The organism is Streptomyces sp. H27-C3 (assembly GCF_030063415.1).
In the GTDB taxonomy this organism is placed as follows: Bacteria; Actinomycetota; Actinomycetes; order Streptomycetales; family Streptomycetaceae; genus Streptomyces.
This window is the reverse complement of record NZ_JASITA010000008.1, coordinates 195,089-220,627: the sequence shown is the minus strand read 5'-3', so window position 1 is coordinate 220,627 and position 25,539 is coordinate 195,089. Positions and strand designations below refer to the sequence as shown.

Annotated in this window: 23 protein-coding genes, 2 tRNA genes and 3 pseudogenes; 17 read left to right on the top strand and 11 right to left on the bottom strand. The window is 69.4% G+C overall.

The genetic code is table 11. The annotated features are described in order from the left end of the window. Positions 1-4: 4 nt before the first annotated feature. The 3 genes from gyrA to QMK30_RS10710 all read left to right on the top strand — a co-directional run bounded on the left by gyrA (position 5) and on the right by QMK30_RS10710 (position 3,487). Positions 5-2,632 (top strand): DNA gyrase subunit A, encoded by a 2,628-nt coding sequence (gene gyrA, locus QMK30_RS10720; protein WP_283517120.1) that lies wholly within the window; start codon positions 5-7, stop codon positions 2,630-2,632. A 93-nt stretch (positions 2,633-2,725) separates the two neighbouring features. After that, positions 2,726-3,352 carry a DUF3566 domain-containing protein gene (locus tag QMK30_RS10715; RefSeq protein WP_283517119.1) on the top strand — a complete coding sequence of 209 codons (627 nt, stop codon included), beginning with the start codon at positions 2,726-2,728 and terminating at the stop codon, positions 3,350-3,352. A gap of 61 nt (positions 3,353-3,413) precedes the next feature. Further along, positions 3,414-3,487, top strand: a tRNA-Ile gene (locus QMK30_RS10710). A 221-nt stretch (positions 3,488-3,708) separates the two neighbouring features. On the opposite strand, the gene QMK30_RS10705 is transcribed toward QMK30_RS10710, so the two are convergent. Beyond that, positions 3,709-4,035 carry a DUF6344 domain-containing protein gene (locus QMK30_RS10705; protein WP_283517117.1) on the bottom strand — a complete coding sequence of 109 codons (327 nt, stop codon included), beginning with the start codon at positions 4,033-4,035 and terminating at the stop codon, positions 3,709-3,711. 115 nt (positions 4,036-4,150) lie between these two features. Then, a complete protein-coding gene (locus QMK30_RS10700; RefSeq protein ID WP_283517116.1) occupies positions 4,151-4,489 on the bottom strand; it encodes a DUF6344 domain-containing protein in 339 nt (112 codons plus the stop codon). Between the two features lie 293 nt (positions 4,490-4,782). Here QMK30_RS10700 and QMK30_RS10695 point away from each other — a divergent pair, with 293 nt between their 5' ends. The 3 genes from QMK30_RS10695 to QMK30_RS10685 all read left to right on the top strand — a co-directional run bounded on the left by QMK30_RS10695 (position 4,783) and on the right by QMK30_RS10685 (position 8,389). After that, positions 4,783-4,917 (top strand): DLW-39 family protein, encoded by a 135-nt coding sequence (locus QMK30_RS10695; RefSeq protein ID WP_003958712.1) that lies wholly within the window; start codon positions 4,783-4,785, stop codon positions 4,915-4,917. Positions 4,918-5,150: 233 nt separating this feature from the next. Next, positions 5,151-7,055, top strand: a complete 1,905-nt coding sequence (locus QMK30_RS10690; RefSeq protein WP_283517162.1) for a vWA domain-containing protein — start codon at positions 5,151-5,153, stop codon at positions 7,053-7,055. Next, positions 7,052-8,389 (top strand): hypothetical protein, encoded by a 1,338-nt coding sequence (locus tag QMK30_RS10685; protein WP_283517100.1) that lies wholly within the window; start codon positions 7,052-7,054, stop codon positions 8,387-8,389. Before QMK30_RS10690 ends, QMK30_RS10685 begins: the two co-directional genes overlap by 4 nt. A 49-nt stretch (positions 8,390-8,438) precedes the next feature. Here the strand turns inward: QMK30_RS10685 and QMK30_RS10680 are convergent, their stop codons facing one another. Next, positions 8,439-9,800 carry a serine/threonine-protein kinase gene (locus tag QMK30_RS10680; protein ID WP_283517099.1) on the bottom strand — a complete coding sequence of 454 codons (1,362 nt, stop codon included), beginning with the start codon at positions 9,798-9,800 and terminating at the stop codon, positions 8,439-8,441. A gap of 85 nt (positions 9,801-9,885) precedes the next feature. Continuing rightward, complete coding sequence (locus QMK30_RS10675) at positions 9,886-10,434, bottom strand: helix-turn-helix domain-containing protein (protein WP_283517097.1); 549 nt, start codon at positions 10,432-10,434, stop codon at positions 9,886-9,888. A gap of 162 nt (positions 10,435-10,596) precedes the next feature. Here QMK30_RS10675 and QMK30_RS10670 point away from each other — a divergent pair. Together QMK30_RS10670 and QMK30_RS10665 are read left to right on the top strand one after the other, a co-directional pair. Continuing rightward, positions 10,597-10,669: transfer RNA gene (locus tag QMK30_RS10670), tRNA-Ala, on the top strand. Between the two features lie 438 nt (positions 10,670-11,107). After that, positions 11,108-12,004, top strand: a pseudogene (locus QMK30_RS10665) (alpha/beta hydrolase); the annotation flags it as partial. A gap of 224 nt (positions 12,005-12,228) precedes the next feature. On the opposite strand, the gene QMK30_RS10660 reads toward QMK30_RS10665, so the two are convergent. The 3 genes from QMK30_RS10660 to QMK30_RS10650 form a co-directional block, all read right to left on the bottom strand. Next, on the bottom strand, positions 12,229-12,597 hold the full coding sequence (locus QMK30_RS10660) for a methyltransferase domain-containing protein (protein WP_283517096.1): 369 nt from the start codon (positions 12,595-12,597) through the stop codon (positions 12,229-12,231). 50 nt (positions 12,598-12,647) lie between these two features. Continuing rightward, the gene (locus QMK30_RS10655; protein WP_283517094.1) at positions 12,648-12,818 is read right to left on the bottom strand and encodes a hypothetical protein; all 171 of its coding nucleotides are present in this window, start codon (positions 12,816-12,818) and stop codon (positions 12,648-12,650) included. 320 nt (positions 12,819-13,138) lie between these two features. Further along, complete coding sequence (locus tag QMK30_RS10650) at positions 13,139-13,693, bottom strand: TetR/AcrR family transcriptional regulator (protein WP_283517093.1); 555 nt, start codon at positions 13,691-13,693, stop codon at positions 13,139-13,141. Positions 13,694-13,789: 96 nt separating this feature from the next. Here QMK30_RS10650 and QMK30_RS10645 point away from each other — a divergent pair, with 96 nt between their 5' ends. Further along, positions 13,790-14,392, top strand: coding sequence for a DUF2867 domain-containing protein (locus tag QMK30_RS10645; protein ID WP_283517091.1), 603 nt, complete (start codon positions 13,790-13,792; stop codon positions 14,390-14,392). A gap of 383 nt (positions 14,393-14,775) precedes the next feature. On the opposite strand, the gene QMK30_RS10640 is transcribed toward QMK30_RS10645, so the two are convergent. Beyond that, a complete protein-coding gene (locus QMK30_RS10640) occupies positions 14,776-16,002 on the bottom strand; it encodes an MFS transporter (RefSeq protein ID WP_283517090.1) in 1,227 nt (408 codons plus the stop codon). 117 nt (positions 16,003-16,119) lie between these two features. Between QMK30_RS10640 and QMK30_RS10635 the strand changes: the two are divergent. Beyond that, a pseudogene (locus QMK30_RS10635) lies at positions 16,120-16,398 on the top strand (FAD-dependent oxidoreductase); the annotation flags it as partial. 207 nt (positions 16,399-16,605) lie between these two features. After that, positions 16,606-16,965 carry an ArsR/SmtB family transcription factor gene (locus QMK30_RS10630; protein WP_283517089.1) on the top strand — a complete coding sequence of 120 codons (360 nt, stop codon included), beginning with the start codon at positions 16,606-16,608 and terminating at the stop codon, positions 16,963-16,965. Positions 16,966-16,999: 34 nt separating this feature from the next. Here QMK30_RS10630 and QMK30_RS10625 read toward each other — a convergent pair whose 3' ends face one another. From QMK30_RS10625 to QMK30_RS10615, 3 genes are read right to left on the bottom strand one after another with little or no spacing between them, the layout of a single operon-like run. Continuing rightward, positions 17,000-18,055: an ArsO family NAD(P)H-dependent flavin-containing monooxygenase gene (locus QMK30_RS10625; protein ID WP_283517087.1), complete on the bottom strand. Its 1,056-nt coding sequence runs from the start codon at positions 18,053-18,055 to the stop codon at positions 17,000-17,002. Then, a complete protein-coding gene (arsB, locus tag QMK30_RS10620; RefSeq protein ID WP_283517085.1) occupies positions 18,052-19,143 on the bottom strand; it encodes an ACR3 family arsenite efflux transporter in 1,092 nt (363 codons plus the stop codon). Before arsB ends, QMK30_RS10625 begins: the two co-directional genes overlap by 4 nt. Beyond that, a complete protein-coding gene (locus tag QMK30_RS10615) occupies positions 19,140-19,448 on the bottom strand; it encodes an ArsR/SmtB family transcription factor (protein ID WP_283517084.1) in 309 nt (102 codons plus the stop codon). The genes arsB and QMK30_RS10615 overlap by 4 nt, the downstream gene beginning before the upstream one ends. Before the next feature lie 91 nt (positions 19,449-19,539). On the opposite strand from QMK30_RS10615, the gene QMK30_RS10610 reads away from it, so the two are divergent. The 6 genes and pseudogenes from QMK30_RS10610 (at position 19,540) to QMK30_RS10585 (ending at position 24,979) form a co-directional block, all read left to right on the top strand. Further along, the gene (locus QMK30_RS10610; protein WP_283517082.1) at positions 19,540-19,953 is read left to right on the top strand and encodes an arsenate reductase ArsC; all 414 of its coding nucleotides are present in this window, start codon (positions 19,540-19,542) and stop codon (positions 19,951-19,953) included. After that, a pseudogene (locus QMK30_RS10605) lies at positions 19,950-20,380 on the top strand (NAD(P)/FAD-dependent oxidoreductase); the annotation flags it as partial. The gene QMK30_RS10610 and the pseudogene QMK30_RS10605, both read left to right, overlap by 4 nt. A gap of 85 nt (positions 20,381-20,465) precedes the next feature. Continuing rightward, positions 20,466-20,687 carry an IS3 family transposase gene (locus tag QMK30_RS10600; protein ID WP_283517080.1) on the top strand — a complete coding sequence of 74 codons (222 nt, stop codon included), beginning with the start codon at positions 20,466-20,468 and terminating at the stop codon, positions 20,685-20,687. A gap of 575 nt (positions 20,688-21,262) precedes the next feature. Next, a complete protein-coding gene (locus QMK30_RS10595; RefSeq protein ID WP_283517161.1) occupies positions 21,263-22,540 on the top strand; it encodes a molybdopterin-dependent oxidoreductase in 1,278 nt (425 codons plus the stop codon). Then, entirely contained in the window at positions 22,537-23,076 is a 540-nt protein-coding gene (locus QMK30_RS10590; RefSeq protein WP_283517079.1) for a hypothetical protein, read from the top strand. The genes QMK30_RS10595 and QMK30_RS10590 overlap by 4 nt, the downstream gene beginning before the upstream one ends. Before the next feature lie 58 nt (positions 23,077-23,134). Then, complete coding sequence (locus tag QMK30_RS10585; protein ID WP_283517078.1) at positions 23,135-24,979, top strand: glycoside hydrolase family 15 protein; 1,845 nt, start codon at positions 23,135-23,137, stop codon at positions 24,977-24,979. The last annotated feature ends 560 nt before the right edge of the window (positions 24,980-25,539 follow it).

Genomic DNA, 25,539 nt, shown 5'->3' with positions numbered 1-25,539 from the left:
AGCAATGGCCGACGAGAACACCCCTGTGACGCCTGTGACACCCGAAGAGCCGCCCGTTGCCGTTGGCATGCGGGTGGAGCCCGTGGGGCTCGAGACGGAGATGCAGCGCTCGTATCTCGACTACGCGATGTCCGTCATCGTGTCGCGTGCGCTGCCGGATGTACGGGACGGGCTCAAGCCCGTACATCGCCGTGTGCTGTACGCGATGTACGACGGCGGGTACCGGCCCGAGAAGGGCTTCTACAAGTGCGCCCGTGTCGTCGGTGACGTCATGGGTACGTACCACCCGCACGGCGACTCCTCGATCTACGACGCACTGGTGCGCCTCGCGCAGCACTGGTCGATGCGCATGCCGCTGGTGGACTCCAACGGCAACTTCGGTTCCCCGGGCAATGACCCGGCCGCCGCCATGCGGTACACCGAGTGCAAGATGATGCCGCTGTCCATGGAGATGGTCCGCGACATCGACGAGGACACCGTCGACCTCCAGGACAACTACGACGGCCGTAACCAGGAGCCAACGGTCCTGCCGGCGCGCTTCCCGAACCTGCTGGTCAACGGCTCGGCGGGCATCGCGGTCGGCATGGCAACCAACATCCCGCCGCACAATCTGCGGGAGGTGGCGGCCGGCGCGCAGTGGTACCTGGAGCACCCGGAGGCCTCGCACGAGGAGCTGCTGGACGCGCTTCTGGAGCGCATCAAGGGCCCCGACTTCCCGACCGGCGCGCTGGTCGTGGGACGCAAGGGCATCGAGGAGGCGTACCGGACGGGCCGCGGCTCGATCACGATGCGCGCCGTCGTCGCGGTCGAGGAGATCCAGAACCGTCAGTGCCTGGTGGTCACGGAGCTTCCGTACCAGACGAATCCGGACAATCTCGCGCAGAAGATCGCCGACCTGGTGAAGGACGGCAAGGTCGGCGGCATCGCGGATGTCCGGGACGAGACGTCCTCGCGTACCGGCCAGCGCCTGGTCGTCGTGCTCAAGCGCGACGCCGTAGCCAAGGTCGTACTGAACAACCTCTACAAGCACACCGACCTGCAGACGAACTTCGGCGCGAACATGCTGGCGCTCGTCGACGGGGTGCCGCGCACGCTGTCGATCGACGCGTTCATCCGGCACTGGGTGACGCACCAGATCGAGGTCATCGTCCGGCGGACGAAGTTCCGGCTGCGCAAGGCGGAGGAGCGGGCGCACATTCTGCGCGGCCTGCTCAAGGCGCTGGACGCGATCGACGACGTCATCGCGCTGATCCGGCGCAGCCAGACGGTCGATGTGGCGCGCGAGGGCCTGATGGGCCTGCTGTCGATCGACGAGATCCAGGCGAACGCGATCCTGGAGATGCAGTTGCGCCGACTGGCCGCCCTGGAGCGCCAGAAGATCGTCGCGGAGCACGACGAGCTGCAGTCGAAGATCAATGAGTACAACGCGATCCTCGCGTCGCCGGAGCGGCAGCGGCAGATCATCAGCGAGGAGCTCGCGGCGATCGTCGACAAGTTCGGCGACGACCGGCGCTCGAAGCTGGTGCCCTTCGACGGTGACATGTCCATCGAGGACCTGATCGCCGAGGAGGACATCGTCGTCACCATTTCGCGTGGCGGCTATGTGAAGCGGACGAAGACGGACGACTACCGCTCGCAGAAGCGCGGCGGCAAGGGCGTGCGCGGCACGAAGCTGAAGGAAGACGACATCGTCGACCACTTCTTCGTGTCGACGACGCACCACTGGCTGCTGTTCTTCACGAACAAGGGCCGGGTCTACCGGGCGAAGGCGTACGAGCTGCCCGACGCGGGCCGCGACGCGCGCGGTCAGCACGTCGCGAACCTGCTGGCCTTCCAGCCGGACGAGCAGATCGCGCAGATCCTGGCGATCAGGGACTACTCCGCTTCGCCGTATCTGATTCTGGCCACCAAGGGTGGTCTGGTGAAGAAGACGCCGCTGAAGGACTACGACTCGCCGCGTGCGGGCGGTGTCATCGCGATCAATCTGCGGGAGACCGCGGACGGCAGCGACGACGAGCTGATCGGTGCCGAACTGGTCTCGTCCGATGACGATCTGCTGCTGGTCAGCAGGAAGGCGCAGTCGATCCGCTTCACCGCGACCGACGACGCGCTGCGGCCGATGGGGCGCGCCACTTCGGGCGTCAAGGGCATGAGTTTCCGTGAGGGCGACGAACTGCTCTCGATGAATGTCGTGCGAGCAGGTACTTTCGTCTTCACTGCCACCGACGGTGGGTACGCGAAGCGGACTCCTGTCGATGAGTACCGGGTCCAGGGTCGCGGTGGTCTGGGTATCAAGGCCGCCAAGATCGTGGAGGACCGTGGCTCGCTGGTCGGCGCGCTGGTGGTCGAGGAGACGGACGAAATCCTCGCCATCACTCTCGGCGGTGGCGTGATTCGTACGCGAGTCAACGAAGTCAGGGAGACGGGCCGTGACACCATGGGCGTCCAACTGATCAACCTGGGCAAGCGTGATGCCGTCGTCGGCATCGCGCGCAACGCTGAAGCCGGTCGCGAGGCCGAGGAGGTCGACGGTCCCGATGGGGCGGTCGTCGATGCGGTCGAGGGCGATGCGGTCGAGTCTGCCGATGCCGTCGAGGGCGCACAGCCCTCGGTCGGGGAGCACGAGGAGTAAGACGTGAGTGGACCCACGGGCGCCGGAGCGGCCGCTTCCGGAGCTGGAGCACCTGGTGCCCGTGGCTCTGCCGCGGACTCCCAAGGGGGGACTGTGACGGATACCAGAGGGCCTCAGCCGAAGCAGTACGACGCGTACGCGAACGGGCCGTTGCCCAGTGAGCGTGAGCAGTCGGGGCAGGGGCAGTCGCAGCCCTATCACCCGCCCCAGGCGTACGCCACGCCACAGGGCGGCGAGAAGCCCGGCGCTACGCAGGCCGGGCAGCAGCGCGCCGGGCAGGCCGGTCCGGCCGCTCAGCAGGGCACGGCGGCGGTACGTCTGCCGCGCACGGGTGCGCGTACGACGCCGCGCACCCGCAAGGCACGGCTGCGGGTGGCCAAGGCCGACCCGTGGTCGGTGATGAAGGTCAGCTTCCTGCTGTCCATCGCGCTGGGCATCTGCACGGTGGTCGCGGCGGCGGTGCTGTGGATGGTGATGGACGCGATGGGCGTCTTTTCCACGGTGGGCGGGACGATCAGCGAGGCAACGGGCTCGAACGAGAGCAACGGCTTCGACCTGCAGTCCTTCCTGTCGCTGCCGCGTGTCCTGATCTTCACGTCGGTCATCGCGATGATCGACGTGGTGCTGGCGACCGCGCTCGCGACGCTCGGTGCCTTCATCTACAACCTGTCGGCCGGCTTCGTCGGCGGCGTCGAGCTGACGCTCGCGGAAGACGAGTAGCACCGCTCGGAATCCGATTTTGGACCTGCCACTGAGGTGCGCTAATCTTCAGGGGCAGCGCGGGGCTATAGCTCAGTTGGTTAGAGCGCATCCCTGATAAGGATGAGGCCACAGGTTCAAATCCTGTTAGCCCCACCGCGAGGACCGCAAGGTCCAAAGGCCGGTAGATCTCAGGATCTGCCGGCCTTCTGCGTTCCCTTGCGGGGCGCTTTCCGACCGGTCCGTGTGTGGCTCGGGTTCTACGGCTTCGTCCGTGCGGCTCGGGTGTACGTCTTCGGGTGTGCGGCACTTTTGTGCGCCTCATTGATGCGCTCGTTGGTACGGCACGTATGTGCCGCCCGCCGGTGTGGTCCGTCTCACGTTGTGGGAGTTGCTGCCGCTGCGATCTGTCCGAGGTCCGGCCGCTGTACGTCGCCCAGCTCGCGCGGCAGGTGCCGGGAGCTCGGGGAGGCGCCGTGGGCCTCGGCTCGGATGCGCTGCTTCATGGTGGGCGGGACCGACTGTTCGTGCGCCGGGGACCAGGTGACGGCCGCTGAGGCGGCCTCGGCTGCGGGGTGGCTGCTGGTCGGGGCGCTCGCTGTGGCGGGCTGCTGGGCGGCGGTGGCCGCCGTACTCAGCCCCAGGGCGGCGAGGAGTGCGAAGAGGGCTGTGATGAGCGCGGTCCACATCGGCCTGGCCTTCATTGCGGCGCTCCTTGCGTTGCTGCGTGGGCCGTCTGTCGGTCCGTCGGTCTGTCGGGCTGTTGTCTGTGGTGCGACTGCTGGCTGCTGACTGCCGGCGTACGCGGTGCTGCTCCCGCTATCCGGCGAGGAGTGCGTCCGTCTCGGTGAGGTCCGGCTGCGGGGTCCCGGCGAGGTTCAGCGAGCGGTTGCGGGAGGACGGGGAGGCGCCGTGGGCCTCGGCGCGGATGCGCTGCTTCATGGTGGGCGGCATTGAGCGCTCCAGGGCGCCGGCCCGGCGGGCCGCCGGTACCGTCGCCGGTGCGGTGCGCCCGGTGGTGTGCGCGGTCGGCTCCTGCGCCGTCTGAGTGGGGGCCGCGGCGGCGGTGGCCGCGGTGCTCAGCCCCAGGGTGGCGAGGAGGGCGAAGAGTCCGGCGATGAAGGCGGTCCACATCCTGCTGACCTTGATGACGGCCATGGCTTTCTCACTTTCAGGTGGTGCGGTTTGCTTACCTTTCAGATGATGTGCGCGCAACGTGGGGATCAGGGCGAGCGACGCACGCGTTGCGCAGTTCTTCTGATGAACACCACTCGGTTGGGGGAATGGGCTCTGCGGCCAGGTCCTTTCGCATAGGAGGGGGCAGAGGGGTGGAGTTGATTGCTTTGTGCCGGGCGCGAGTTGGGTCGGAACTAGGTCACTGATCGATATCGGTCGGTGTGTATAGTCGGGCGCCAGAAGTCCCCTACGCCAAGGAAAGACGAGGTCGCGCGGTGAAGAAGCTTCTCCTGGTCGCACTGGCCGCCATCGGCGGGCTCCTCGTGTACCGCCAGATCCAGGCGGATCGCGCCGAGCAGGATCTGTGGACGGAGGCGACTGACTCCGTGCCCGCAGGTTCGGGTGTGTGAGAGCCAGCAGCCAGCATTCTGAACACTTGCCCCGGTCGCAGAGCGGCCGGGGTTTTGTGCTGTCCGGGGGTTTCTGGTGGGTTTCTGGTGGGTCGGGTGAGCTGTTGCGGGACCGTGACGCCCCGCCCTTGAATTAGCCTACGCAAATCACTAGCTTGCGAGAGCAAAGCGCGGTCTTGGTTGAGGGGGAACGGGTGAAGGCACGATGGGGCCGCCGTACGGCGGTCGCGCTGATGGGCGCAATACTGCTCGGTCCGGTGGCGGCGACGGCGGGCCCGCTGCCCGCCGTCGCCGCACCCGCGCAGGAGGCGGCCGGCGGGAGCAGCCTGGTGATGGTGCTCGATTCGTCGGGCTCCATGGCGGACGACGACGGCACGGGACGTACGCGGATGGAGTCCGCCCGCGGAGCCGTGTCCACGGTGGTCGACACGTTGCCGGACGGCTATCCGACCGGCCTTCGGGTGTACGGCGCGGACCGGCCCAAGGGCTGCACGGACACCCGGCTGGTGCGGCCCGTACAGCCGTTGGACCGGGACGCCATGAAACGGGCCGTGGACGGCGTACAGCCCAAGGGGGACACTCCCATCGGGCTGTCGCTGCGCAAGGCCGCACAGGACCTGCCCGAGCCCGCCGAGAGGTCGCTGGGTCGGCGCACGATCCTGCTGATCTCCGACGGTGAGGACAACTGCGGTACTCCACAGCCCTGTGAGGTCGCCAGGCAGCTCGGTGAGGACGGGGTGGATCTGCGGATCGACGCCATCGGTTTCCAGGTGCGCGGCAAGGCCAGGGAGCAGCTGGAATGCGTCGCGGAGGCCGGGCACGGCTCGTACTACGACGCTCCTGACGCCGAGGCGCTGGCCCGTCAGTTGCAGCGCGCCTCCCAACTGTCCGCGCACGGCTACCGGTTCATGGGTGAGCGCGTCGAGGGCGGGGCGAGCGTGAGTGGCGCGGCCGGGATCGGGCCCGGCCAGTACACCGACACCATCGGCCCCGGTGAGACCCGTTGGTACGCCGCCGGGCTCGACGCCGGGTCCGCCGCGGACCTCGCGGTGACTGCCGTGCCGCAGCCGGGCGTCAAGGCCGCGTACGGGGACGGGATCGAGCTGGAGCTGACCGCCACCGGGAAGTTCGGCTCGACCTGCGACAGCGCGCGGGAGAACTTCGCGCAGGACGAGGGCGCGATGGTGCTCAGCACCGCGGTCAGCCGCGTCCCGTCCGCCGACGGTGGCCGGTCCTGCGATCCGGCCGGGAAGTATCTGCTGTCCGTGCACCGCACCAGCGCCGCGGGCTCCGACCGGGCGCGCTGGCCCTTCGAGTTGCGCTACGGGACCGAGAAGCCGCTCGCCAAGGGCACGGTGCCCGCACAGTCCGCGACCGAGTACGGCGCGGCGGGCAGGGACGCCATGCCTCCGGCGGGCGATCCGAAGGACATCGAGGGCGGCACGGGCTTCAACGACGCGCGGACCCTGGACAAGGGTGTGTGGCGCGACAAGCTGCTGCCCGCCCAGACCCGCTGGTACAAGGTGAAGGTCGGCTGGGGCCAACAGCTGCGCTACGCCGTGGACTTCGGGAACGAACCGACGCTGGAGGAGGGCGGATCGGACTTCAGCTTCGTCGACACCGCCGCGTTCAGCGCGGGCCGCAAGCCGATCGGTGGCGGCAGTGAGTTCAACGAGCACCGGATGTACAGCGGTAAGCCGGCCGCGGTCGATCTCGGCACCGTCCCGGTGACGTGGACGAACCGCTGGGAGTCGGCGACCCAGGTGGTTCCGGTGCGCGCGGCGGGCGAGTACTACGTCGCCGTGTCGCTCGGCCCGAACGCCGCCAAGTTCGCCGAGAACGCGGCGATCGGCGTGGTCCTGCGGGTGGATGTGGCCGGCCGGGAGCTGGCCGGCCCGCAGCACGACGCGCCGGCGCTCGCGAAGGCGGACGGCGACGCGGGGGGTGACGCGGGGGGCGAAGCGGACAAGAAGGGTGATGCGGCGGCCCCCGGAGACAGCGGTGGGGCCGCCGGGGCAGGATGGACCGGCATCGCGACCGCCGCGGCAGTGGGCGGCGCGGTCGTCCTGCTCGCGGGGCTCGTGTTCGTCACGGTGCGGCGCAGGGCAGCCAAGGCGACGACGAGGGGTGGCGCGTGAAGAGGCAGCGCAGCAGGGGTGGAACGGCGCCGGCCGTGGTGGCGGCGCTATGTGCGGTGGCGGCGCTGTCGGCGCAGGCGTGGGCGGCGGGCACGCCCAGCCCGTACGCCTTCGAGCCGTCCGCGAAGCCGGTCAAGGGCCGCGAGGTCAATACCGACGCCGAGCAGCTGAAGGCCGGGGAGACGTACAAGGACTCCATCAAGCCCGGTGGCAAGCTCTTCTACCGGGTGGTCCTCGACGCGAAGTCCCACGCGTATGTGTCGGCGACGGCGGTGCCCGAACTGGGTACGAAGGTCGCGTACGCCGACGAGCTGAAGGTGACACTCCAGGACCGCGACAGCAGCTCGTGCGGTTACGACAACGCTCAGTTCAACGCGGAGTTCGCGCGGCCCATCGGCACCTACGCGTCGCGGACCATCGAGAAGGACAGCACGTCCTGCCAGAGAGCGGACACGTACTACGTCCTCATCGAGCGGACCAGCGAGGCCACTTCCTCCAGCGAGCCGTGGGACCTGGAGATCCGGCATGTGACTGAACCGGCGCTGAAGGGCGCCGGGCCGACGGCGGCGCCCGAGAACTGGCCCAGGGCGTCCCCCGCGCCGCCGGCCGGCGCCCCGCGCGACCGCAAGGGCGGCACGAGCTTCTTCAACGCCCCCGGGCTTGAGCAGGGCGAGTGGCGCGACAAGCTGAAGCCGGGTGAGACCCGCTTCTACAAGGTGCCGGTCGACTGGGGGCAGCAGCTGTTCGTCAGCGCAGACCTGAGCAGCTCCACGGGCGAGGGTTACGTGCCCAGCGCGCTCGCGGTGTCGCTCTACAACCCGGCGCGGGGGCTCGTCGACAGCGACAACAACCTCGCGTACGACGGAAAGCCGAAGTCGGCGGAGCTGGATCCGCTGCCGCCCGTGGCGTACGAGAACCGGTACGACTCGAAGGAAACCGTGAACGCGATGCGGTTCGCGGGCTGGTACTACCTGCGGGTCAGCCTCAACCCCGCCGTGGAGAAACCGTTCGGGGCGAAGGCGCTGGGGCTGACGCTGCGGCTGAACGTCAAGGGTGACGCCAAGCAGGCGCCCGCTTACGCCGGTCCCGCCGGGGAGTTCCAGGTCAGCGACGACGACCGGGACCAGGCGGCGAGCGGGCAGTCCACGCCGGGGGCGGAGAAGAGCGACACGATGCGGCTCGTCGGGGCCGCGGGGATCGGCGCGGGCACCGTGCTGGTGCTCGGCCTCGGCGGGTGGATGCTGGTCGCCAGGCGCCGCGCGGCGGCCGGTCCCGCGGACCCCGGCCCCGGCAACGGAACACCACCGCAGTACGGGCCGCCGGCCGGTTGGTAGAAGGCTGTTGGGCAGCCCGTGGCCGACTGCCCGCGGGCTGCCCGCCGGGTCAGCTCTGGGTCAGCGCCCAGATGCCCACCGCGAAGCAGACCAGAGCGAGAAGCAGCACCGGGACCGTCACCTTCGGGGGCGGTCCCGGCCGCTTTCGCGGGGCCCGGGCGGGTGCCTGCGCGGGGGCGTGCGCTGCGTTGTTGTACGCGGGGGCGTACGCGCCTGCCTGCGGGGCGAGCGCCTCCGGAGCGGTGTAGGGGCGAGTGAGGGGCTGTCCGTACTGCACCCCGGACGTGGGGGCCTGGTGCTGCGCGGCGTCGAAGCGGGGAGCGGACGCGTGCGCCGGCACGGAGGTGGACGTGGGCGTCGGGGTGGGGGGAGTGGACGGCTGCCGCGGCGGCGGGGCGAGGTGGAAGCTGCCCGTCTCCGACATCGGCGGCGCCTGCGGAGCGGGGGCCTGCGGGCCGTTCTGTACGTGGGCCTGCGGGCTCTGGGTCTGTACGTGGTTCGGGATGCCCGGGGTCGGGGTCGCCTGCGGTGTCTCGGGGCCCGCGGTGCCGAAACCTTCCGGCAGTGGCCCGATCTGGTCGAAGACCTCCACCGGGTCGTCGCCCGGACCCGGCTCGGCCAGCATCTCGACGGCCGCGGTCAACGCCTTGCGCGCGCCCGTCGCCGTACGGAACCTGGCCTGCGGGTCGGGCTGCAGCATCCCGGCGATGACCTGCCACAGCGGCTCCTCGATGCCCTGCGGGGCGCCCGGGGTGCCGTAGGTGGCGAAGTGCTCCACCAGGGCCTGGGAGTCGGGCTTCTGCCCCTGGAGCAGATAGAGCGCGACCAGACCGACCGCGAAGAGGTCGGCAGGGAAGTCCGGCTCGGCGCCCGTCATCTGCTCGGGCGCGAAGTAACCGGGCGTCCCCACCACGTAGTTGGTCTCGGTGAGGCGGGGCTCGCCCTTGCGCATGGAGATGCCGAAGTCGGACAGCCGCAGATGCGGCCTGCCGGTGCCGGTGGCCTCGAGCAGGATGTTGGCCGGCTTGATGTCGCGGTGCACGACACCTTCCGCGTGCACCGCGGCGAGACCGGAGAGGAGCTGGTCCAGCAGGGTGCAGACGAAGCGGGCCGGGAGCGGGCCGTAGTCGCCGATCACATGGGCCAGTGAGCCCCCGCTCACCAGTTCCATGGTGAACAGCACCTTGTCGTCGTCCGCGGCCCAGCTGGCCGGGGCGAGGACATGCGGATGGTCGATCCTCAGCGCCTGCTCGCGCACGAAACGCAGCAACGTGTGTGCGTCGCTCTGCTGCAGGACCTTGGCCGCCACATAGCGGCGTCGCCTGTGGTCCCAGGACCGCCAGACGGCGCCCACTCCACCGCGTCCGATCGGGTCGATCAACTCGTACCGACCAGCGAAGATCTCACCCATTGTGCTGTGCCCGCTCCCCGGTCCGCTGCCTACGCCTTCGGCCGGATTCCGGCAGGCCCTCGCGGACCCTGCCGGACCGACCCCGTCAGCTCTGATGCGCCTCGTAGTGAGCCACCGCGTCAGCGGTGCGCCCGGCGCCGTACACCCGGAGGAACTCTGCCAGTTCCGGGTGGGTCGGTGCGAGGGTGTCCGCCGCATCGATGATGTCGCCGGCGGCGGCCACCGAGCGCAGCAGCGACTGAATCTCGCGCACCACACGGCGTACGGTCGGCGCTCCGGAACTGGCCGTGGTCGAGCCGGTGTTGCTGAGCACCGAACCACCCTGGGACTTCTTGATCTCTTCCATCCGGTCGGTGGCCTCCCCCGCGCTCACACTGCCGTCGGCGACCTGCCCCGCCAGATCCTGCAGGGCCTGGACGCGCTGCACGACGGCCGGATTGCCGATCTTGGCGCGCTGGCCGCTCATCAGCTGGGACAACATGGGTGCGGACAGGCCAAGCACCGCGGCGAGCCTGGCCTGGTTCAGCCCCAGATCATCGATCAGCCGACGGAAGAGCGCCCCCAGCGGCTCCCCGTACCAATTGCGCTGAAGCTCTCTGGCTCTTGCCGTCGCCTCTTGTTGCGCTGCGTCCATTGCGTCTCCCCTTCGCTGCTGCGAACCTCGCCGAGCATCCTACGGAGAGTGGTCACCAACCGGGAGTCCCCATCCTTTTTGCAGGATCGGGGGGTACAACCGGTACTCTGTTCTGCGGCGGTGGTCACGGTGTGTCTTTGACCGGTCATGTCCACCTTTCGAGGGGCCTTAGCTCAGTTGGTAGAGCGCTGCCTTTGCAAGGCAGATGTCAGGAGTTCGAATCTCCTAGGCTCCACAAGATCAGACCCCTTTGACCTGCGGAAACGCGGTTGGAGGGGTCTTTTTGTGTTGTTTGCCGTGAGGACATGCCAGCACGCTGGTGCTGACGAGAGCGGCGGTAGGCCCTATTTTCTGGGGCTCCGGGGGAGCTGCCACTCTCCTGCGGATCTCCTAGGCCTCTCGCAAGGGGGCGGGCGGCTGCTTTCTGGTCGGGATGTGTGTCTGATGCCATGATCCGAGTCCCTGCTGTAGCCGGCTGGCGCCGTCCCGAACGAGCGGCGCCGCACCGCGACCCGCGCGACTGGCACGGATCGGGAAGCCGCACGCCCTGAGCGGCACGCCCCGAGCCGGGCTTCCGGCCCGTGGCTCCCGGGGGCGACCGCTCCCGTCCCTTGAGCCCTCGCCCCGCAGTCCTTGTCCCACCGTCCGCTCGCGCGAAAGGAGTTCCGATCCGATGCCTCAGCTGTCGCCCGTCGCCGCAGCACCGCAGATCCGCGCAACCGCACTGCACGCCGATGGCTTCACCCTGTCCGCCCTGCTCGCCGAGCCGGTGGACGAGGCGCCGCGTGCGGTCGTCGTCGCCCTGCACGGGGGAGGCATGCGCGCCGGCTACTTAGACAACCGTGCCCGCCCCGGCCTCTCCCTCCTCGCCCTGGGAGCCCAGCTCGGCTACACCGTGCTGGCCGTCGACCGGCCCGGATACGGAGTCTCCGCCGCGCGGCTTCCCCGCGGCCTTGCCCTGGAGGATTCGGCTCCGGTCCTGCGTGCCGCGCTGGCCGACTTCTCGGCGCGGCACGACACCGGAGCCGGCCTGTTCTTCGTCGCCCACAGTGACGGGGGCAAGCTCGCCCTGTCGGCCGCCGACGCGTTCGGCGACGTACTGATCGGCATGGACATCTCCGGGCTCGGCAACCGCCTCGCCGTCGCGCCGCACCAACTGCCCGGCCCCGACGGTCAGGGCGACTGGCGCAAGCACTGGGGCGCCCTGCGCCTCTACCCGCCGGACGCCTTCCGGCTGGGGCAGGCGCTGGTCTCCCCGGTCCCGGAGATCGAGGCGGCGCAGGGGCCGCTGTGGCCGGCGCTGTATCCGGAGGTGGCCGCACGGGTACGGGTCCCCGTCCGCTTCACGTTCGCCAAGCAGGAGCAGTGGTGGCGGTACGACGAGGAAGCCGTGGCGGCCCTGACCCGGCCGCTCACATCGGCACCGGTGAGAGTCGACCACCAGCCCGACGCCGGCCACAACATCAGCCTCGGCTGGGCGGCCCGTACGTACCACCTGCGGGTCTGCGGATTCCTGGAGGAGTGCCTCCTCGCGCGCGCTGCGGCGGTGCCGCAGCGGCAGAAGCCCGGCCGGCCCCGCAGGCACACCCCGTGGGGGCGGCGACATGAACACGGGAGGCCCCATGCCGAACCTCATGCTCGATCACGACGACTCCCCGCTCCCGCTCCCGCTCCCACGCCCGCTCACGCTCGCGCCATGGACAGCCGGTCCCCAGCGCCCGGTGCGGCCGGTGCTCCTGGCCGGTGAGGACCTGGACGACCCCGACCAGCACATATTCCGGGGGACCGACTGAGTTACGCCGATGCGGTAACGACGAGGTCGAGATCCGCGCTTTGGCAGGACAGCCCCTCGGGGACCCGCAGCGTGGCGAACGAGACATTGCCCAGGTCGGCACAGTTACTCCTGGCCTGCTCGATTGCCGCACCGGAGCAGTCGGTGGCGAGCACGCTGTCGCAGTGCGGTTCCAGGAGCCGGGTGAGGGCGCCGACGCCGCACCCGATCTCCAGCGCGGAGCCGAAGCGCCCGGCGGGGAGGAGGGACACAGTGTCGGTGAACTTCTCGCGCGCACAGGTCTTGTGCAGGGTGCCCCAGGGATCAGTCCTGACCCGGTACGCCTGGTCGAAGTGTGCGGTGGACATGGAAGTGCGGGGGGCGGCGGACACGGTTCCTCCTGTGTACGTGTCGGGGCGTGGCGGTCGGACGTGTGGGGCGGTCACAGGGCCGCAGGGGTGTTCGTCGTGGGACCGGACAGCGCCTCGTCGGCGCCGCGGGGCTCCAGCTCCCGGACAAGTTCGGCCTGGAGGGGTCCTGGCCGGCGCATGAACGGCCCGTGGCCGACGGCCGGGCGAGTTGCGTCCGGGACGACGGGGCGCCCGGAGATCATCTCGGTTTCTTCTTCCACGTCGCCCGGTGGGACGGCGGACCGGAGAATCTCGAACCGTCCAATGCTCGGCCCTGCAGTGGTTCCGCATCGATGCGGTCCCCGCCGATCTGCTCCCCTATTCGGCGGCAGGCCTCGCCGGATCCATCGCCGACCCGGGCGGGATGTCCCTGTACGGGTGGAAGCAAACCGGCGCTCCCGACTCGCGTGCGTAGACGACCAGCGCCTCGAAGGCCGGGAATGCCCATCGGCCACGCCGGACCGGTACCCGGTCGCCGACTCGCAGGAGGCCTGGCGTGGGCGACACCGCACCGGGCCTCCGGCTACTCCAGCAGCCGTTGCCTGACCAGCTCCATCACTTCCGCGCGGCTGCGCTTGCCGTTGTCGGCGGCGTTGAAGTGGTTGCCGATGCGCACCGAGACGGCGAGCAGGCAGCGGATCTCGACCTCGTCCTCGTCGGGGCAGAAGGAGGAGAACAGGGAGCGCAGGTAGTCCATGCGACGGTTGTCGACTCGGCGCAGGCGCTCGGCGACGGCCGGGTCCCGGCGGGCCCAGTCGCGGACCGCGATGTCGGCGGTGGTGCCGCGCACCGGCCCGTCGGTGGCGGCGGCGGCGAACAGTCGCTCCAGTCTGGCCCTGGCGTGCCCCCCGTCGCTCTCGACCTGCTCGATCACGCCATCGGCGACCTCGTACTCCCAGGTGTCGAGCATTTCGGTGAGCAGCGCGCCACGGTTGCGGAAGTGCCCGTAGAAGCCGCCCTTGCTGACGCCGAGCGCCTGCGCCAGAGCCTCGATCCTGACGGCTTCCGGACCGCCCGAGACCAGTGCCCGCAAGCCTTCCTCGATCCACTTGCCGCGTGGCGTGCGGGTCGCGCCCATGGTGTGTGCCTCCTCACGTCCCGGCCGAGTATACGGCGGCGTATATACGGGTCTACGCTCCATCTGTACGCCACCGTATAGATATGGGGTCTGCTCATGCGACTTCCCCGAACCGCCCACACCGACCGCCCCTGGCGGATCCACGAGATCGCCGACGACTTCACGACCGAGGACGTGTGGGCGATGCCCACCCCCGGCGGGCCCGACGACCTCGATCGGCTGGTGCGCCAGCTCGCCGAGGGAATGAGGGGCGGGGTGAACGGAGAAGGAGCCGTCTCCCGCGCGCTCTTCGCCATCCGCTGGAAGCTCGGAGCGCTGCTCGGCTGGGACGAGTCCGCCGCAGGCGTCGGCGCCCGGCTGCCTTCCCTGCGCGACCGGCTGCCGGCGGACCTTCGTGAGGGCCCTCAGGGCCCCGACCTCGGCTCGTCCCCGTTCACTTCCCTCTACCAGAGGGACGACGAGTGGGCCGCCGAGATGGGCAACAAGACCGTGCACGCGGTGATGCACATCGGCTGGGTCCCGGACGGCGTCGGCGGCCACCGCGGTCAGATGGCCGTCCTGGTCAAGCCGAACGGGCTGTTCGGCGCCCTCTACATGGCCGCCGTCAAGCCCTTCCGGTACGTCGGGGTCTACCCGGCGCTGCTGCGCTCCATCGGCCGCGAGTGGCAGACGAACGCCGCTGGGCGGAGCGTCAGCTGACTGCCGTCCCACCCGGCGGTGGGACGGCGGTCCCCGGAGATCTCCTGGGCCTGGGGCACGTGAGGTGGGCCCATGGGGCGGATTCTCGGAGGTGCTGTGCGGCGCTGTGTGACTGGTGCCTTGATCCGAGTCCCTGTCGAGGTCCGTGACCGGCTCGCGGAACGTCCATCGGTTCCCTGGGTTCAGGAGTTTCGCCAGGAACCTGCTCACCGATGAGAAGCGGGGGCGCGGTTGGAGCGGACCCGCGCCCATCTGGGCGAGCGCTCCTGTGCGGGGGTAGCCGACGGGGAGAGCACTGCGCGGGCGCAGGCTTCACGTTGAATGCCGCCGCGTGATCCAGCACCATGTTGCTCTGGACACGAGTGACAGTCCTCAAACACGCCTCAACATGACGTTGGAGAAGGCTTCGTGCTGAGGCTGATGAGCGCTGCGAGCCCGGAGACGAGGGCGAGCACGGCGAACATCTGCGGGTAGCCGCCCACAGGTCCGGTGAGGGCGGCGCTCGCGAATGGGGCCAGTGCGGCGGCGGCTGTGGTGGGCGCGGTGAGGAGCCCGGACAGGCGTCCGTAGTGGCTGGTTCCCCATCGATCGGTGATCGCGGTGGCCTGGAGGAGCGTGAGGTTTCCGCGGATGGTCCCGGCCGCCATCGACAGGGCGACCAGCAGGGCGTACGGCCCCGGGACGAGCCCGACGGCGGCTGTGGCCAGCCCACCGAGCGCGATCAGCAGGGCGGTACGCGCCCTCGCTGTCGTACGGCGGGCGAGCGTGGCATGGAGGGTGCGGCCGAGGGTCTGCCCCGCGCCGCCCAGGCCGAGGGCCCAGGCTGCCTCAGTGGTCGAGTAGCCGCGCTCCAGAAAGAGCGGGACCAGGGCGACGACCACGGCATAGACGGTAAACGCGGACAGCGTCAGGGCGGTGGCCAGCATCCAGAACCGTTGGCTGCGCTCCACCGTGCCCGCGCTGCCGTTGGCACGGGCGGGGGTGTCCGGGGTCTTCGGCCACGGCGCGTTGAGGGCGAGCGCGTGCGCCGGGAACAGTGACGGCGGCGAGACCAGGGCGAGTACGGCGTAGGTCATGCGCCAGGACAGATGACCGGAGAGCATGGCCGTCAACGGCGCGAAGACTGTGGAGGCCAGCCCGCCGGCCAGTGTGACGATCGTGAGGGCGCGGACGTGGTCGGGGGCCCACCATTGGGTGAGGGCGGCGAAGGCCGGCTGGTAGAACGTGGCTGCCATGGCGAGCCCGGACAGCATCCAACCGGCGAGGAACACCGGAAGATACGGGGCCGCGGCCACGATCAGGATGCTGATCACACCGCGGATCGAGCCGGCGGTCATGACGGTGCGGGGGCCCCGCTGGTCGATGATCCGGCCGACGCGGATCCCGGCGATGGCGGAGACGAGCAGGGCGGCGGAGAACGCGGCCGTGGTCGAACCGCTCGACCAACCAGTGCTGGCGGTGATCTGCGGGTTCAGTACCCGAAAGGCGTAGTAGACGATCCCCCAGCTGGTGATCTGCGTGGCGCACAGTGCCGGGAGCACGGCGCGGGGTCGCGACCGGTCCCCAGTTCCGGTCGCGGCGCCACGTTCGCGGGCGCTGAGGGCGGTCACGACTCGCAGCAGCCGCCCGCCGGAGCCTCTTGCGTCGTCGGGGCCGGGGCGGCGGGGCCGATCCGCACGAGGGCGGCTGCGGGGGCGCAGCAGCCTCCGCCGGCGGTCTGTTCGGAGGTGGGGGCGTCGAAGAGTCCTGGTGGGCAGTCCGGCCTCGCCACCGCGCACGCCCTTCTCGGGCACGGGCTGAAGCCCGTCATCCTGGAGGCATCCGACCGGCCCGCCGGGTCCTGGCCGCACTATGACGACAGCCTCACCCTGTTCTCCCCGGCCCGGTACAGCTCGCTGCCCGGCCTGCCCTTCGGTGGAGACTCCGAGAGGTACCCACACCGCGACGAGGTCGTCGACTACCTGCTCCGCTACGCCGGCCGCCTGGGGGCGGACATTCGGACCAGCCACCACCGCGACGGCATGTCCCTCACGCAGCCCGGCCTCGCCTTTGTGGGTCTGGAGTGGCAGCGCAGTTTGTCCTCGGCGTCGCTGCGAGGTGTCGGCCGGGACGCGCAGCGCGTAGCCCAACGGCTCATGCGGCAGCTCGGCCGGGCCTAGCGGGCGGTGCGGCAACCCCTGGGGTATTACTTCGATGTGTGTCAACATAGACGTATGTCGAATGCAAAGGTGCTGCCATTGCTGGAGCCGCAGGTGGTGCCGTGCTGCCCGCCGCTGAATGAGCGCCCTCTCACACAAGAGGAAGCGGTGCGCACCGCGGCGATGTTCAAGGCGCTCGGTGACCCGGTGCGTCTGCGACTGTTCTCGGCGGTCGCCTCGCACCAGGGCGGAGAGGCGTGCGTCTGCGACATCTCCGACGTCGGTGTCTCCCAGCCCACCGTCTCCCACCACCTGAAGAAGCTCAGGGAAGCGGGGCTGCTCAGCTCCGAGCGCCGCGGCACCTGGGTGTATTACCGCGTCGAACCGTCCGTGGTCGCCGCGATGGGACAGATGCTCCACCACTCCGCGGCCTGACTCTCCCCCCACCATGTCGGTTCACCCCGTGCCGTCAGTGCAGCAGGTCGGCGATCTGGCGGGCCGCTTCGCGCGCGGGGCGGCCGACTCCGATGAGGGTGGCGGAGGCGGGGCCGGTCCAGTCGCCGTATCCGAGCAGGTGCAGACGGGGTTCGCCCGCAGCCTGTGTGCCGTGGGTGGGGATGTACCCGCGCTGCCCTCGGAGCCCGAGCGGTGCGAGGTGGGACAGGGCGGGACGGAAGCCGGTGCACCAGATGACGGCGTCGGCGTCGGCTCGGGTGCCGTCGTCCCACTGCACGCCGTCCGGGGTGAGGCGGCTGAACATCGGCTGGGCCTTGAGGAGTCCGGCGTCGCGTGCCGCGCGTACGGGCGGCACGGCGACGATGTCACCCAGCGACGCCACGCCACCGGTGTCCGTCACTCCTTGGTCAAGCGCGCGGCGCCGGGTGGTGGCCGCGTCGAACAGGGCGCGGCCGTCGATGTCGTCGGCGAGGAAGCGGGCCGGGCGCTGGGTGACCCAGGTCAGCTCGGTGTCGTACGCGAGATCGGCGGCGATCTGTGCGCCGGAGTTGCCGCCGCCCACGACGACGACGCGCTGCCCTGTGAAGTCGCGCGGGCTGTGGTACTCGACGGTGTGCAGTTGGCGTCCGTGGAAGTCGGCCCTGCCGGGCACCGCGGGGAGGAAGGGTCGCCACCGGGTGCCGGTCGCACTGACCGCGGCGCGGGCGGTCCACTCGCCTGAATCGGTCACCGCGCGCAGATTCCGTCCGTCCCGGTGCACTTCCCGCGCCTGTACCGGCCGCTGGACGGGGAGTTCGTAGCGTGCCTCGTACTCGGAGAGATAGCTGACGACGTGCCCGGCGTCCGGGTAGGTCTCACCCGGCTGGCCGGGCATCGGGCGTCCGGGCAGTGAGGAGTAGGCGGCCGGGGAGAACAGGTGCAGGGATTCCCAGGCGTGCCGCCAGGCGCCGCCCGCCCCGGCCTGGGCATCGAGGATGACGAAGTCCAGGCCGAGGCGGCGCAGGTGGTAACCGGCGGCGAGCCCAGCTTGGCCGCCGCCGATCACCACGACCTGTGTGCGGTGGTTCACGAACTCAGCGGGGAGGCCGTGAACTTCTTGCGCCAGGCCAGCGACACGTAGACGAGCGCGACCAGGACGGGGACCTCGATCAGCGGGCCGACGACACCGGAGAGAGCCTGGCCGGAGGTGACGCCGAAGGTGGCGATGGCGACCGCGATGGCCAGCTCGAAGTTGTTGCCCGCGGCGGTGAAGGCCAGGGTGGCGGTGCGGTCGTAGTTCAGGCCGATGGCCTTGCCGAGAAAGAAGGTGCCGAACCACATGACCGCGAAGTAGACCAGCAGCGGCAGCGCGATCCGGACCACGTCCAGCGGCTGCGAGGTGATCGTCTTCCCCTGGAGGGCGAAGAGGATGACGATCGTGAAGAGCAGGCCGTAGAGGGCCCAGGGGCCGATCTTGGGCAGGAAGGTGTTCTCGTACTTCTCCTGGCCCACCTTCTTCTCGCCGATGCGGCGGGTGAGGAAGCCGGCCAGCAGGGGGACGCCGAGGAAGATAGCGACGTTCAGGGCGATTCTCCACATCGAGATGTCGAGTGCCTCTCCGTCGCCCAGGCCCAGCCAGCCGGGCAGCAGGTCGAGGTAGAACCAGCCCAGCACGCCGAACGCGATGACCTGGAAGACCGAGTTGAGGGCCACCAGGACGGCGGCGGCTTCGCGGTCGCCGCAGGCGAGGTCGTTCCAGATGATGACCATGGCGATGCAGCGGGCGAGACCGACGATGATCAGGCCGGTGCGGTACTCGGGCAGGTCCGGCAGGAAGATCCAGGCCAGCGCGAACATGATGGCCGGGCCGATGATCCAGTTGATGACCAGCGACGAGGCCATGAGCTTGCGGTCGCCGGTGACCGCGTCGAGCTTGTTGTAGCGGACCTTCGCCAGCACCGGGTACATCATGATCAGCAGGCCGACTGCGATGGGCAGGGAGATGCCGCCGATCTCGACCTTGGCGAGCGCGTCGTTCAGGCCGGGGATCAGGCGGCCCAGGCCGAGGCCGAGGGCCATGGCGAGCAGGATCCATACGGCGAGGAAGCGGTCGAGTGTGGAGAGTTTCGCGACGACGGAGGCTTCCTCGGTGGTCGCGGGTGTTTCGGTGCGGGTCACGGACAGGCCCTCTTGTTTTCGGCGGCGGTACGAGCGGACTCGGCCAGGTCGGTGAACTGGCCGGCGAGCTGGGCGATGACATCGGGGCGCAGCTTGTAGTAGGTGAACCGGCCGCAGGGCTCGGTCTCCACCACTCCGGCCTCCCGCAGCACCTTCAGGTGGTTGGAGAGGTTGGTCTGCCGGGCCCCGGTCTCCTCCACGAGGTGCGTGGTGCAGAGCGTCTCGCGGGCGAGCAGGGTCACGATCTTGAGCCTGATCGGGTCCGCGAGCACCCGGATCAGTTCAGTGTCGACTGACGTCATCATGGACTGATACTCTCACATCAGTGGCGGCTGACGCCACCGGGTGCTGATGTCACTTGTGCCTGATTTCGTCGCGAGAACAAGAGAGACCCCGATGTCCGAGAAGCCTTCTGTGCTGTTCGTCTGTGTCCACAACGCCGGCCGTTCCCAGATGGCCGCCGCCTGGCTGACCCTCCTGGCCGGGGGCCGTGTCGAGGTCCGCTCGGCCGGTTCCAACCCGGGTGACGCCGTCAACCCGGCAGCGGTCGAAGCGATGGCCGAGGTCGGCATCGACATCTCCGCCGAGACCCCGAAGATCCTGACCGTGGACGCGGTCAAGGAGTCGGACGTGTGCATCACCATGGGGTGCGGCGACACCTGCCCCGTCTTCCCCGGCAAGCGGTACCTGGACTGGGCGCTGGAGGACCCGGCCGGTCAGGGCGTCGCGGCCGTACGGCCCATCCGCGACGAGATCAAGAAGCTCGTCGCGGGCCTCATCGAGGAGATCGCGCCGGAGAAGACGGCGTGAGCGACGAGATCCGCAAGGTCATCGTCATCGGCTCGGCCCGGCCGGTTACACCGCCGCTCTCTACTCGGCCCGTGCCGATCTCAAGCCCCTCGTCTTCGGTGGTGCGATCTTCGTGGGCGGTTCCCTGACCACGACGACCGAGGTGGAGAACTTCCCCGGCTTCCCCGAAGGCGTCCAGGGCCCCGAGCTCATGGAGAACATGCGGGCCCAAGCCGAGCGGTTCGGCGCCGAGATGATCGACAACGACATCGTCTCCGTCGACCTCACCGGCGAGATCAAGGAAGTCACCGACAGCGCCGGTACCGTCCACCGGGCGCGCGCCGTGATCGTCGCGACCGGATCGGGATACCGCAAGCTCGGCCTGGAGCGCGAGGACGAACTGTCCGGGCGCGGTGTGTCCTGGTGCGCGACGTGCGACGGGTTCTTCAACCCGCTTGGTGCGGGCGGGAAATGAGGCGTCCACGGGGTCGGTCGGGGACTCATACGTCAACGCCCTCGCGGAGAACCTGCGGATGCTGATCAAGACTGAGTGCGTTCGCGGCCGCGTCTTCGGCACGAGGGCCGAGGCGAACCTCGCGCTGTTCGAGTACATCGACGGCTTCCATAACGGCCGGCTCATCCAGAAGCGGCTCGGCTACCTCAGCCCGGTCGAGTTCGAGGAGAAGCACTACGCCGACCAGGCAGAGGCCGAACGAGCGAACCTGAACACCCGTCAACCCGACCTGACCAGCTGATCAGCACCTCCCGAACAACGGGGGAACCTCAGGCCCAGTACGGCGGGGCGCGCGGCCTCCACGCCCAGGCGTTGCCCCGGCATATGCGTCAGCCCAGCTTCTTGAGCGAGTTCCCGGACCGACTCGCGATCCGAGCGAGTGTCTCGCTCACGCACAAGGGTGATCGGGCCAGAGTTCACTCGAATGAATACCCGTTGAAATGGGATATTTAAGGCTACTGTTCGGCATGGTGGGCGGTGGTCTGACGTTCCGTGAACCACGCGAGGAATCCCATGGGCGAGATGCACGGCAAGGACGAGGAACCTCTCCAGCCGGATGAGCCGGCCGCCACCGCGGACGTGCCGGGTGGGCACGGCGCGGATGAGGCGTCCGGACAGCAGGAGGACGCAGCCAAAGCGCCTCCGAGCGGGTTGCGCGACATCGGGTTGGATGCGGGACACGAGGAGGCCGGCAGGCGGGAACACGGCTCCGTTGCGGGAGAACCACACCATGGGCGGGAAGGCGCCGGCCGCCTTGCGGCAACTCAGGCGGTGAGTCCGAGCCCGAAGGCGTCGAGGGCGCGCCTTGCTGCTCTGCTGCGGGATGGTCCGCCCGCCGGTCCGTCCCGGCCGGGGTTCTGGCGCAGCCCGTTGCGGGGGCCGTGGCTGACATCGGTGCTCGGCGCGGTTCTGCTCGGAGGCCTCACGGTGCTGCTCGTGACCGGGCTGCTCTCCTACGCCGCGTACAACCCGGATCTCGCGGGCAATGACACGACTCCGCAGAGGGGATGGCTGGGCTTCTATCTTTTCGCCTGGCCCACGGATCCGCACTGGCTCTACCGCCTCAACCAGGGTGTCCACGTCACGCTCGGCATCGTGCTGATCCCGGTGTTGCTGGCGAAACTCTGGTCGGTGATTCCCCGTCTGTTCGCGTGGCCGCCGGTGAGGTCGGTCAGTCAGGCGCTCGAACGGCTCTCGCTGCTGCTTCTGGTCGGCGGCGTGCTGTTCGTGTTCGCGACCGGTGTGCTCAATGTTCAGTTGGACTACATCTTCCCCGGCTCCTTCTATGTCCTGCACTTCTACGGGTCATGGGTGTTCATCGGTGCCTTCGTCGTTCATGTCGTCTTCCGCATCCCTCTGGTGATCCGGACCCTGCGCGGCGGCCGCCTCCGTGCTGAGCTGCGCACGCCGCTCAGCCGCACCAAAGCGGAACCGGCGGACGAGACCGGCCTGGTGACGCCGAACCCGGCTGTGCCGACGATGTCACGGCGGGGCGCGCTGGGCATGGTGGGTGCGGGCTCCCTGGTCCTGCTCGCGATGACGGCCGGGCAGAGCATCGGCGGCCCCCTCAGATCCACCGCTCTGCTCGCACCGCACGGTCAGGACCCGGGACCGGGTCCGAACGGTTTCCAGATCAACAAGACCGCTGCCGGAGTGGGAATCCGTGCCCGCGACACGGGACCCGACTGGCGGCTGGTCGTACGGGGCGGGGGCCGCGAGCGGACACTCACTCGTGAGCAGGTCCTGGAGCTGCCGCAGCACAGCGCGGCACTGCCCATCGCCTGCGTGGAGGGGTGGTCCACCGACGACCAGGAGTGGAGCGGGGTGCGGCTGTCGGACCTGGCCGCGCTCGTCGGCTTCACGGACCGTGCACCGGGTGTGTTCGTCGAATCCGCCCAGCGTCGCGGCGCCTTCCGCTCTGCCATGCTGCGCGACAATCAGGTGCGCGACTCACGCTCACTACTGGCGCTGCGGGTCAACGGGGCGGAGCTGTCGCCGGATCACGGATATCCGGCACGGGTCATCGTCCCGGCCAACCCAGGTGTCCACAACACGAAATGGGTCACCCGTCTGACCTTCGGGGAGAACGCATGAGCGGCTTCCGAACGCGCTACGGGGCCTCGCCCCTGCACCTGCTGCTGGTGCTGTGCTCCTTCGCCCTGACCGGGTACGCGGGAATCCGGCTGCTGGACGGAGACACCTTGATGGTCGTGGTGTGGTTCGTCGGCGCGGCGCTCCTGCACGACCTGGTCCTGCTGCCCCTCTACACGGTCACCGACCGCACCGCCCAGGCCCTGCTGGGCGGCCGCCGCGGCGAATCCGCCGCTCATGCCCGGGGCGAAGGCCGTCCGCTGATCCGGGAGTGGATCAACTACGTCCGGGTGCCGGTCTTCCTGTCCGGTGTGCTGCTCCTGACGTACTTTCCGCTGATCCTGGGGCAGGTGCACCGCTTCACCGCGTACACGGGGCTGTCCGCTGACGTGTTCCTCGGCCGCTGGCTGCTGATCACCGCCGTCCTGTTCGGTCTCTCGGCTCTCGTACTGCTGGCGCGCATGGGGTTCTCCCGCCGAGCGCAGCAGCCACTGAAGACGAAGCCGCGATCAGAGCCGGACGTGGAGTCCACTCCGTGACCGCCCTCCTCGGACCTGCGCCGAGGCTGCCCGCTGTCCCCACCGGCCGGGTGCGGCAGTGAGCACACGCCCCATCGGTGACTACGCACTGCTGTCGGACTGCCGTTCGGCTGCCCTCGTCGGCACCGACGGCTCGGTGGACTGGCTGTGCCTGCCGCGTTTCGACAGCCCGTCGGTCTTCGGCCTGCTGCTCGACGAGGGCGCCGGCCACTGGTCGATCCGCCCTCGCGGTCCCAGCGAGGTCAGCCGACGGTACGTAGAAGAGACGCTGGTGCTCAAGACCACCTTCCGCACACCGACCGGAACAGTGGTTCTGCTCGACGCCCTCGCGATGGGAAACGGAGAACGCGGACATGCGCTGGGCGCGTCCTCGCCCGGAGTCCTGCTGCGGCAGGTCACCTGCACCGCCGGCTCGGTGACGCTGGATACCAGCTACGCGCCGCGCCCGGAATTCGGTCTCATCCACCCCGTGATGACTGCCGTGCGTGGCGGCCTCACCGCTTACGGAGGCGCTCACCGGCTGGTGCTGTCGGCCCCTCGCGCACTCGAGGTCAGCGGGTCAACCGCGCGCGGTGAGATCACGCTGCGCGCGGGGGAGCGGGCCGGCTTCGCCCTGCAGTCCGTGTCCGCCTGGGGGGATACGGAGCCGGTCCCTTGGCGTGCCGGTCAGATCCGCCGCCGTATGAACGACACCATCAAGGGCTGGCGCTCGTGGACGCGCTCCCATCGCGGCTACCGCGGACCGTGGCAGGAACAGGTCGACCACAGCGGACGCGTACTCCAGGCCCTGACCTTCGCGCCGACCGGCGCCATCATCGCGGCGGCCACCACCTCACTGCCGGAAAGCATCGGCGCCGACCGCAACTGGGACTACCGCTACACCTGGGTACGCGACGCAAGCTTCACTCTCCAGGCCCTGGCCACCACCGCCTGTGAGAAGGAGAAGGCGGCCTACTTCGGCTTCCTCGCCCGGGCCGCGGCGACCCAGCTGGAACGGGGTGTGGACCTGCAGGTCATGTACGGGATCGGCGGGGAGAGGGACCTGAGTGAACGCACCCTCCCCCATCTGAGCGGCTGGCGCGGCAGCACACCGGTGCGTGTGGGCAACGACGCCTGGCGCCAGCGCCAGCTGGACGTCTACGGCGAACTGCTCGATGCGGCCCACCAAACGCTCCCCCGCCATGAGTGGTTCGATCAGCCCATCCGTGGCTTCCTCCTCCAGGCGGCCGAGACGGCTGCCCGCCGCTGGAGCGAAACCGACCAGGGCATTTGGGAAGTGCGCGGGCCGGGCCGGCACTTTCTGTACTCGAAACTAATGTGCTGGGTCGCGCTCGACCGCGCCATCGACCTCGCCCCTGCCCTCGGGGCGACCGCCGACCGGGTCGCCTCCTGGAAGGACACCCGGGGGCAGATCCGCGCGGCCATCGAAACCAGCGGGTGGAACCAGCACCTGGGGGCGTTCACCCAGTCATTCGGCAGCAGCGAGCTCGACGCCTCGGCGCTGATGCTCCCCCTGATGGGATTCCTGCCCGGTGACGACCCCCGTGTCCGCTCCACCGTGACGGCGATCGCGACCCAGCTCACCGACGGCCGCGGACAGGTACACCGCTATCTCAGCGATGACTTCGCCGCCGAGGAGGGATCGTTCCTGCTGTGCACCTTCTGGCTCGCCCACGCACTGGCGCTGACCGGCGACGTAAACCGTGCCCGCAAGGTCTTCGAGACCGCCCTCGCCTGTGCCAACGACGTCGGGCTCCTCGCAGAAGAGGTCTCTTCGACCACGGGAGAGGCGCTGGGAAACTACCCTCAGGCATTCAGCCACATCGGCCTGATCAATGCCGCGGATGCCATCCACCGAGCTGAGCAGGAAGCGGGATCGCGCAGTCCGAACGGTGGCCGATAGTCGTCACCGGGCACCTTTTCACGCAGGTGGCGAGTGGCAGCCACTCCGGCGCTCTCCGGGCCCTACGCCGTCCTGAAGTCGCCCGCGAATGGACCTCACCTGCGCGGAAGCCGCGCGGGCCTCCGCAGCCCATCTCCTGCGCCATCTGTCCTAAGGGCTGTCCCGCAATCCCTGGCAGGCGCACGACGACAGCTACGGCACCTCGCCGCGTTGTCGGAACACCCGAATACGTCCAGTATGCGAACGTCCCTCCGCCTTGCGATGCACCGCATCTGACGCCGTGCGCTGATCCACCAGGGATTACGGGACAGCCCTTAGACGCGGAATCATCCCTTATGGGAAACACAGCATCGGCGCTTTGCGTGCCGAGAGGCCGCAGACGACGTGGAAATCGGCACACTCAGGTGCGGGCGGAGGCATGACAACGGTCAGCTTTGGCTCTCAGCCTGGCTGATTTCTCCGACTTCCCGCTGGCCCTCGCCTCGTTTGCAAGGACTTCGAGGCGGTGAGCTTGCACCGTGAGGGCATTGCGGACGGTATCTCTGCTCAAGCCGCGCTCG

Excerpts from the sequence above, each read along its gene's own strand:
- QMK30_RS10590 (WP_283517079.1), top strand. The coding sequence starts at position 22,537 with ATGAGCGGCTTCCGAACGCGCTACGGGGCCTCGCCCCTGCACCTGCTG.
- QMK30_RS10680 (WP_283517099.1), bottom strand. The coding sequence starts at position 9,800 with ATGGGTGAGATCTTCGCTGGTCGGTACGAGTTGATCGACCCGATCGGA.
- QMK30_RS10600 (WP_283517080.1), top strand. The coding sequence starts at position 20,466 with ATGCTGATCAAGACTGAGTGCGTTCGCGGCCGCGTCTTCGGCACGAGG.
- QMK30_RS10655 (WP_283517094.1), bottom strand. The coding sequence starts at position 12,818 with ATGATCTCCGGGCGCCCCGTCGTCCCGGACGCAACTCGCCCGGCCGTC.
- QMK30_RS10675 (WP_283517097.1), bottom strand. The coding sequence starts at position 10,434 with ATGGACGCAGCGCAACAAGAGGCGACGGCAAGAGCCAGAGAGCTTCAG.
- QMK30_RS10690 (WP_283517162.1), top strand. The coding sequence starts at position 5,151 with ATGGGCGCAATACTGCTCGGTCCGGTGGCGGCGACGGCGGGCCCGCTG.
- QMK30_RS10630 (WP_283517089.1), top strand. The coding sequence starts at position 16,606 with ATGTCGAATGCAAAGGTGCTGCCATTGCTGGAGCCGCAGGTGGTGCCG.
- QMK30_RS10650 (WP_283517093.1), bottom strand. The coding sequence starts at position 13,693 with ATGGGCGCGACCCGCACGCCACGCGGCAAGTGGATCGAGGAAGGCTTG.
- QMK30_RS10705 (WP_283517117.1), bottom strand. The coding sequence starts at position 4,035 with ATGAAGGCCAGGCCGATGTGGACCGCGCTCATCACAGCCCTCTTCGCA.
- QMK30_RS10610 (WP_283517082.1), top strand. The coding sequence starts at position 19,540 with ATGTCCGAGAAGCCTTCTGTGCTGTTCGTCTGTGTCCACAACGCCGGC.
- QMK30_RS10700 (WP_283517116.1), bottom strand. The coding sequence starts at position 4,489 with ATGGCCGTCATCAAGGTCAGCAGGATGTGGACCGCCTTCATCGCCGGA.
- gyrA (WP_283517120.1), top strand. The coding sequence starts at position 5 with ATGGCCGACGAGAACACCCCTGTGACGCCTGTGACACCCGAAGAGCCG.
- QMK30_RS10645 (WP_283517091.1), top strand. The coding sequence starts at position 13,790 with ATGCGACTTCCCCGAACCGCCCACACCGACCGCCCCTGGCGGATCCAC.
- QMK30_RS10615 (WP_283517084.1), bottom strand. The coding sequence starts at position 19,448 with ATGATGACGTCAGTCGACACTGAACTGATCCGGGTGCTCGCGGACCCG.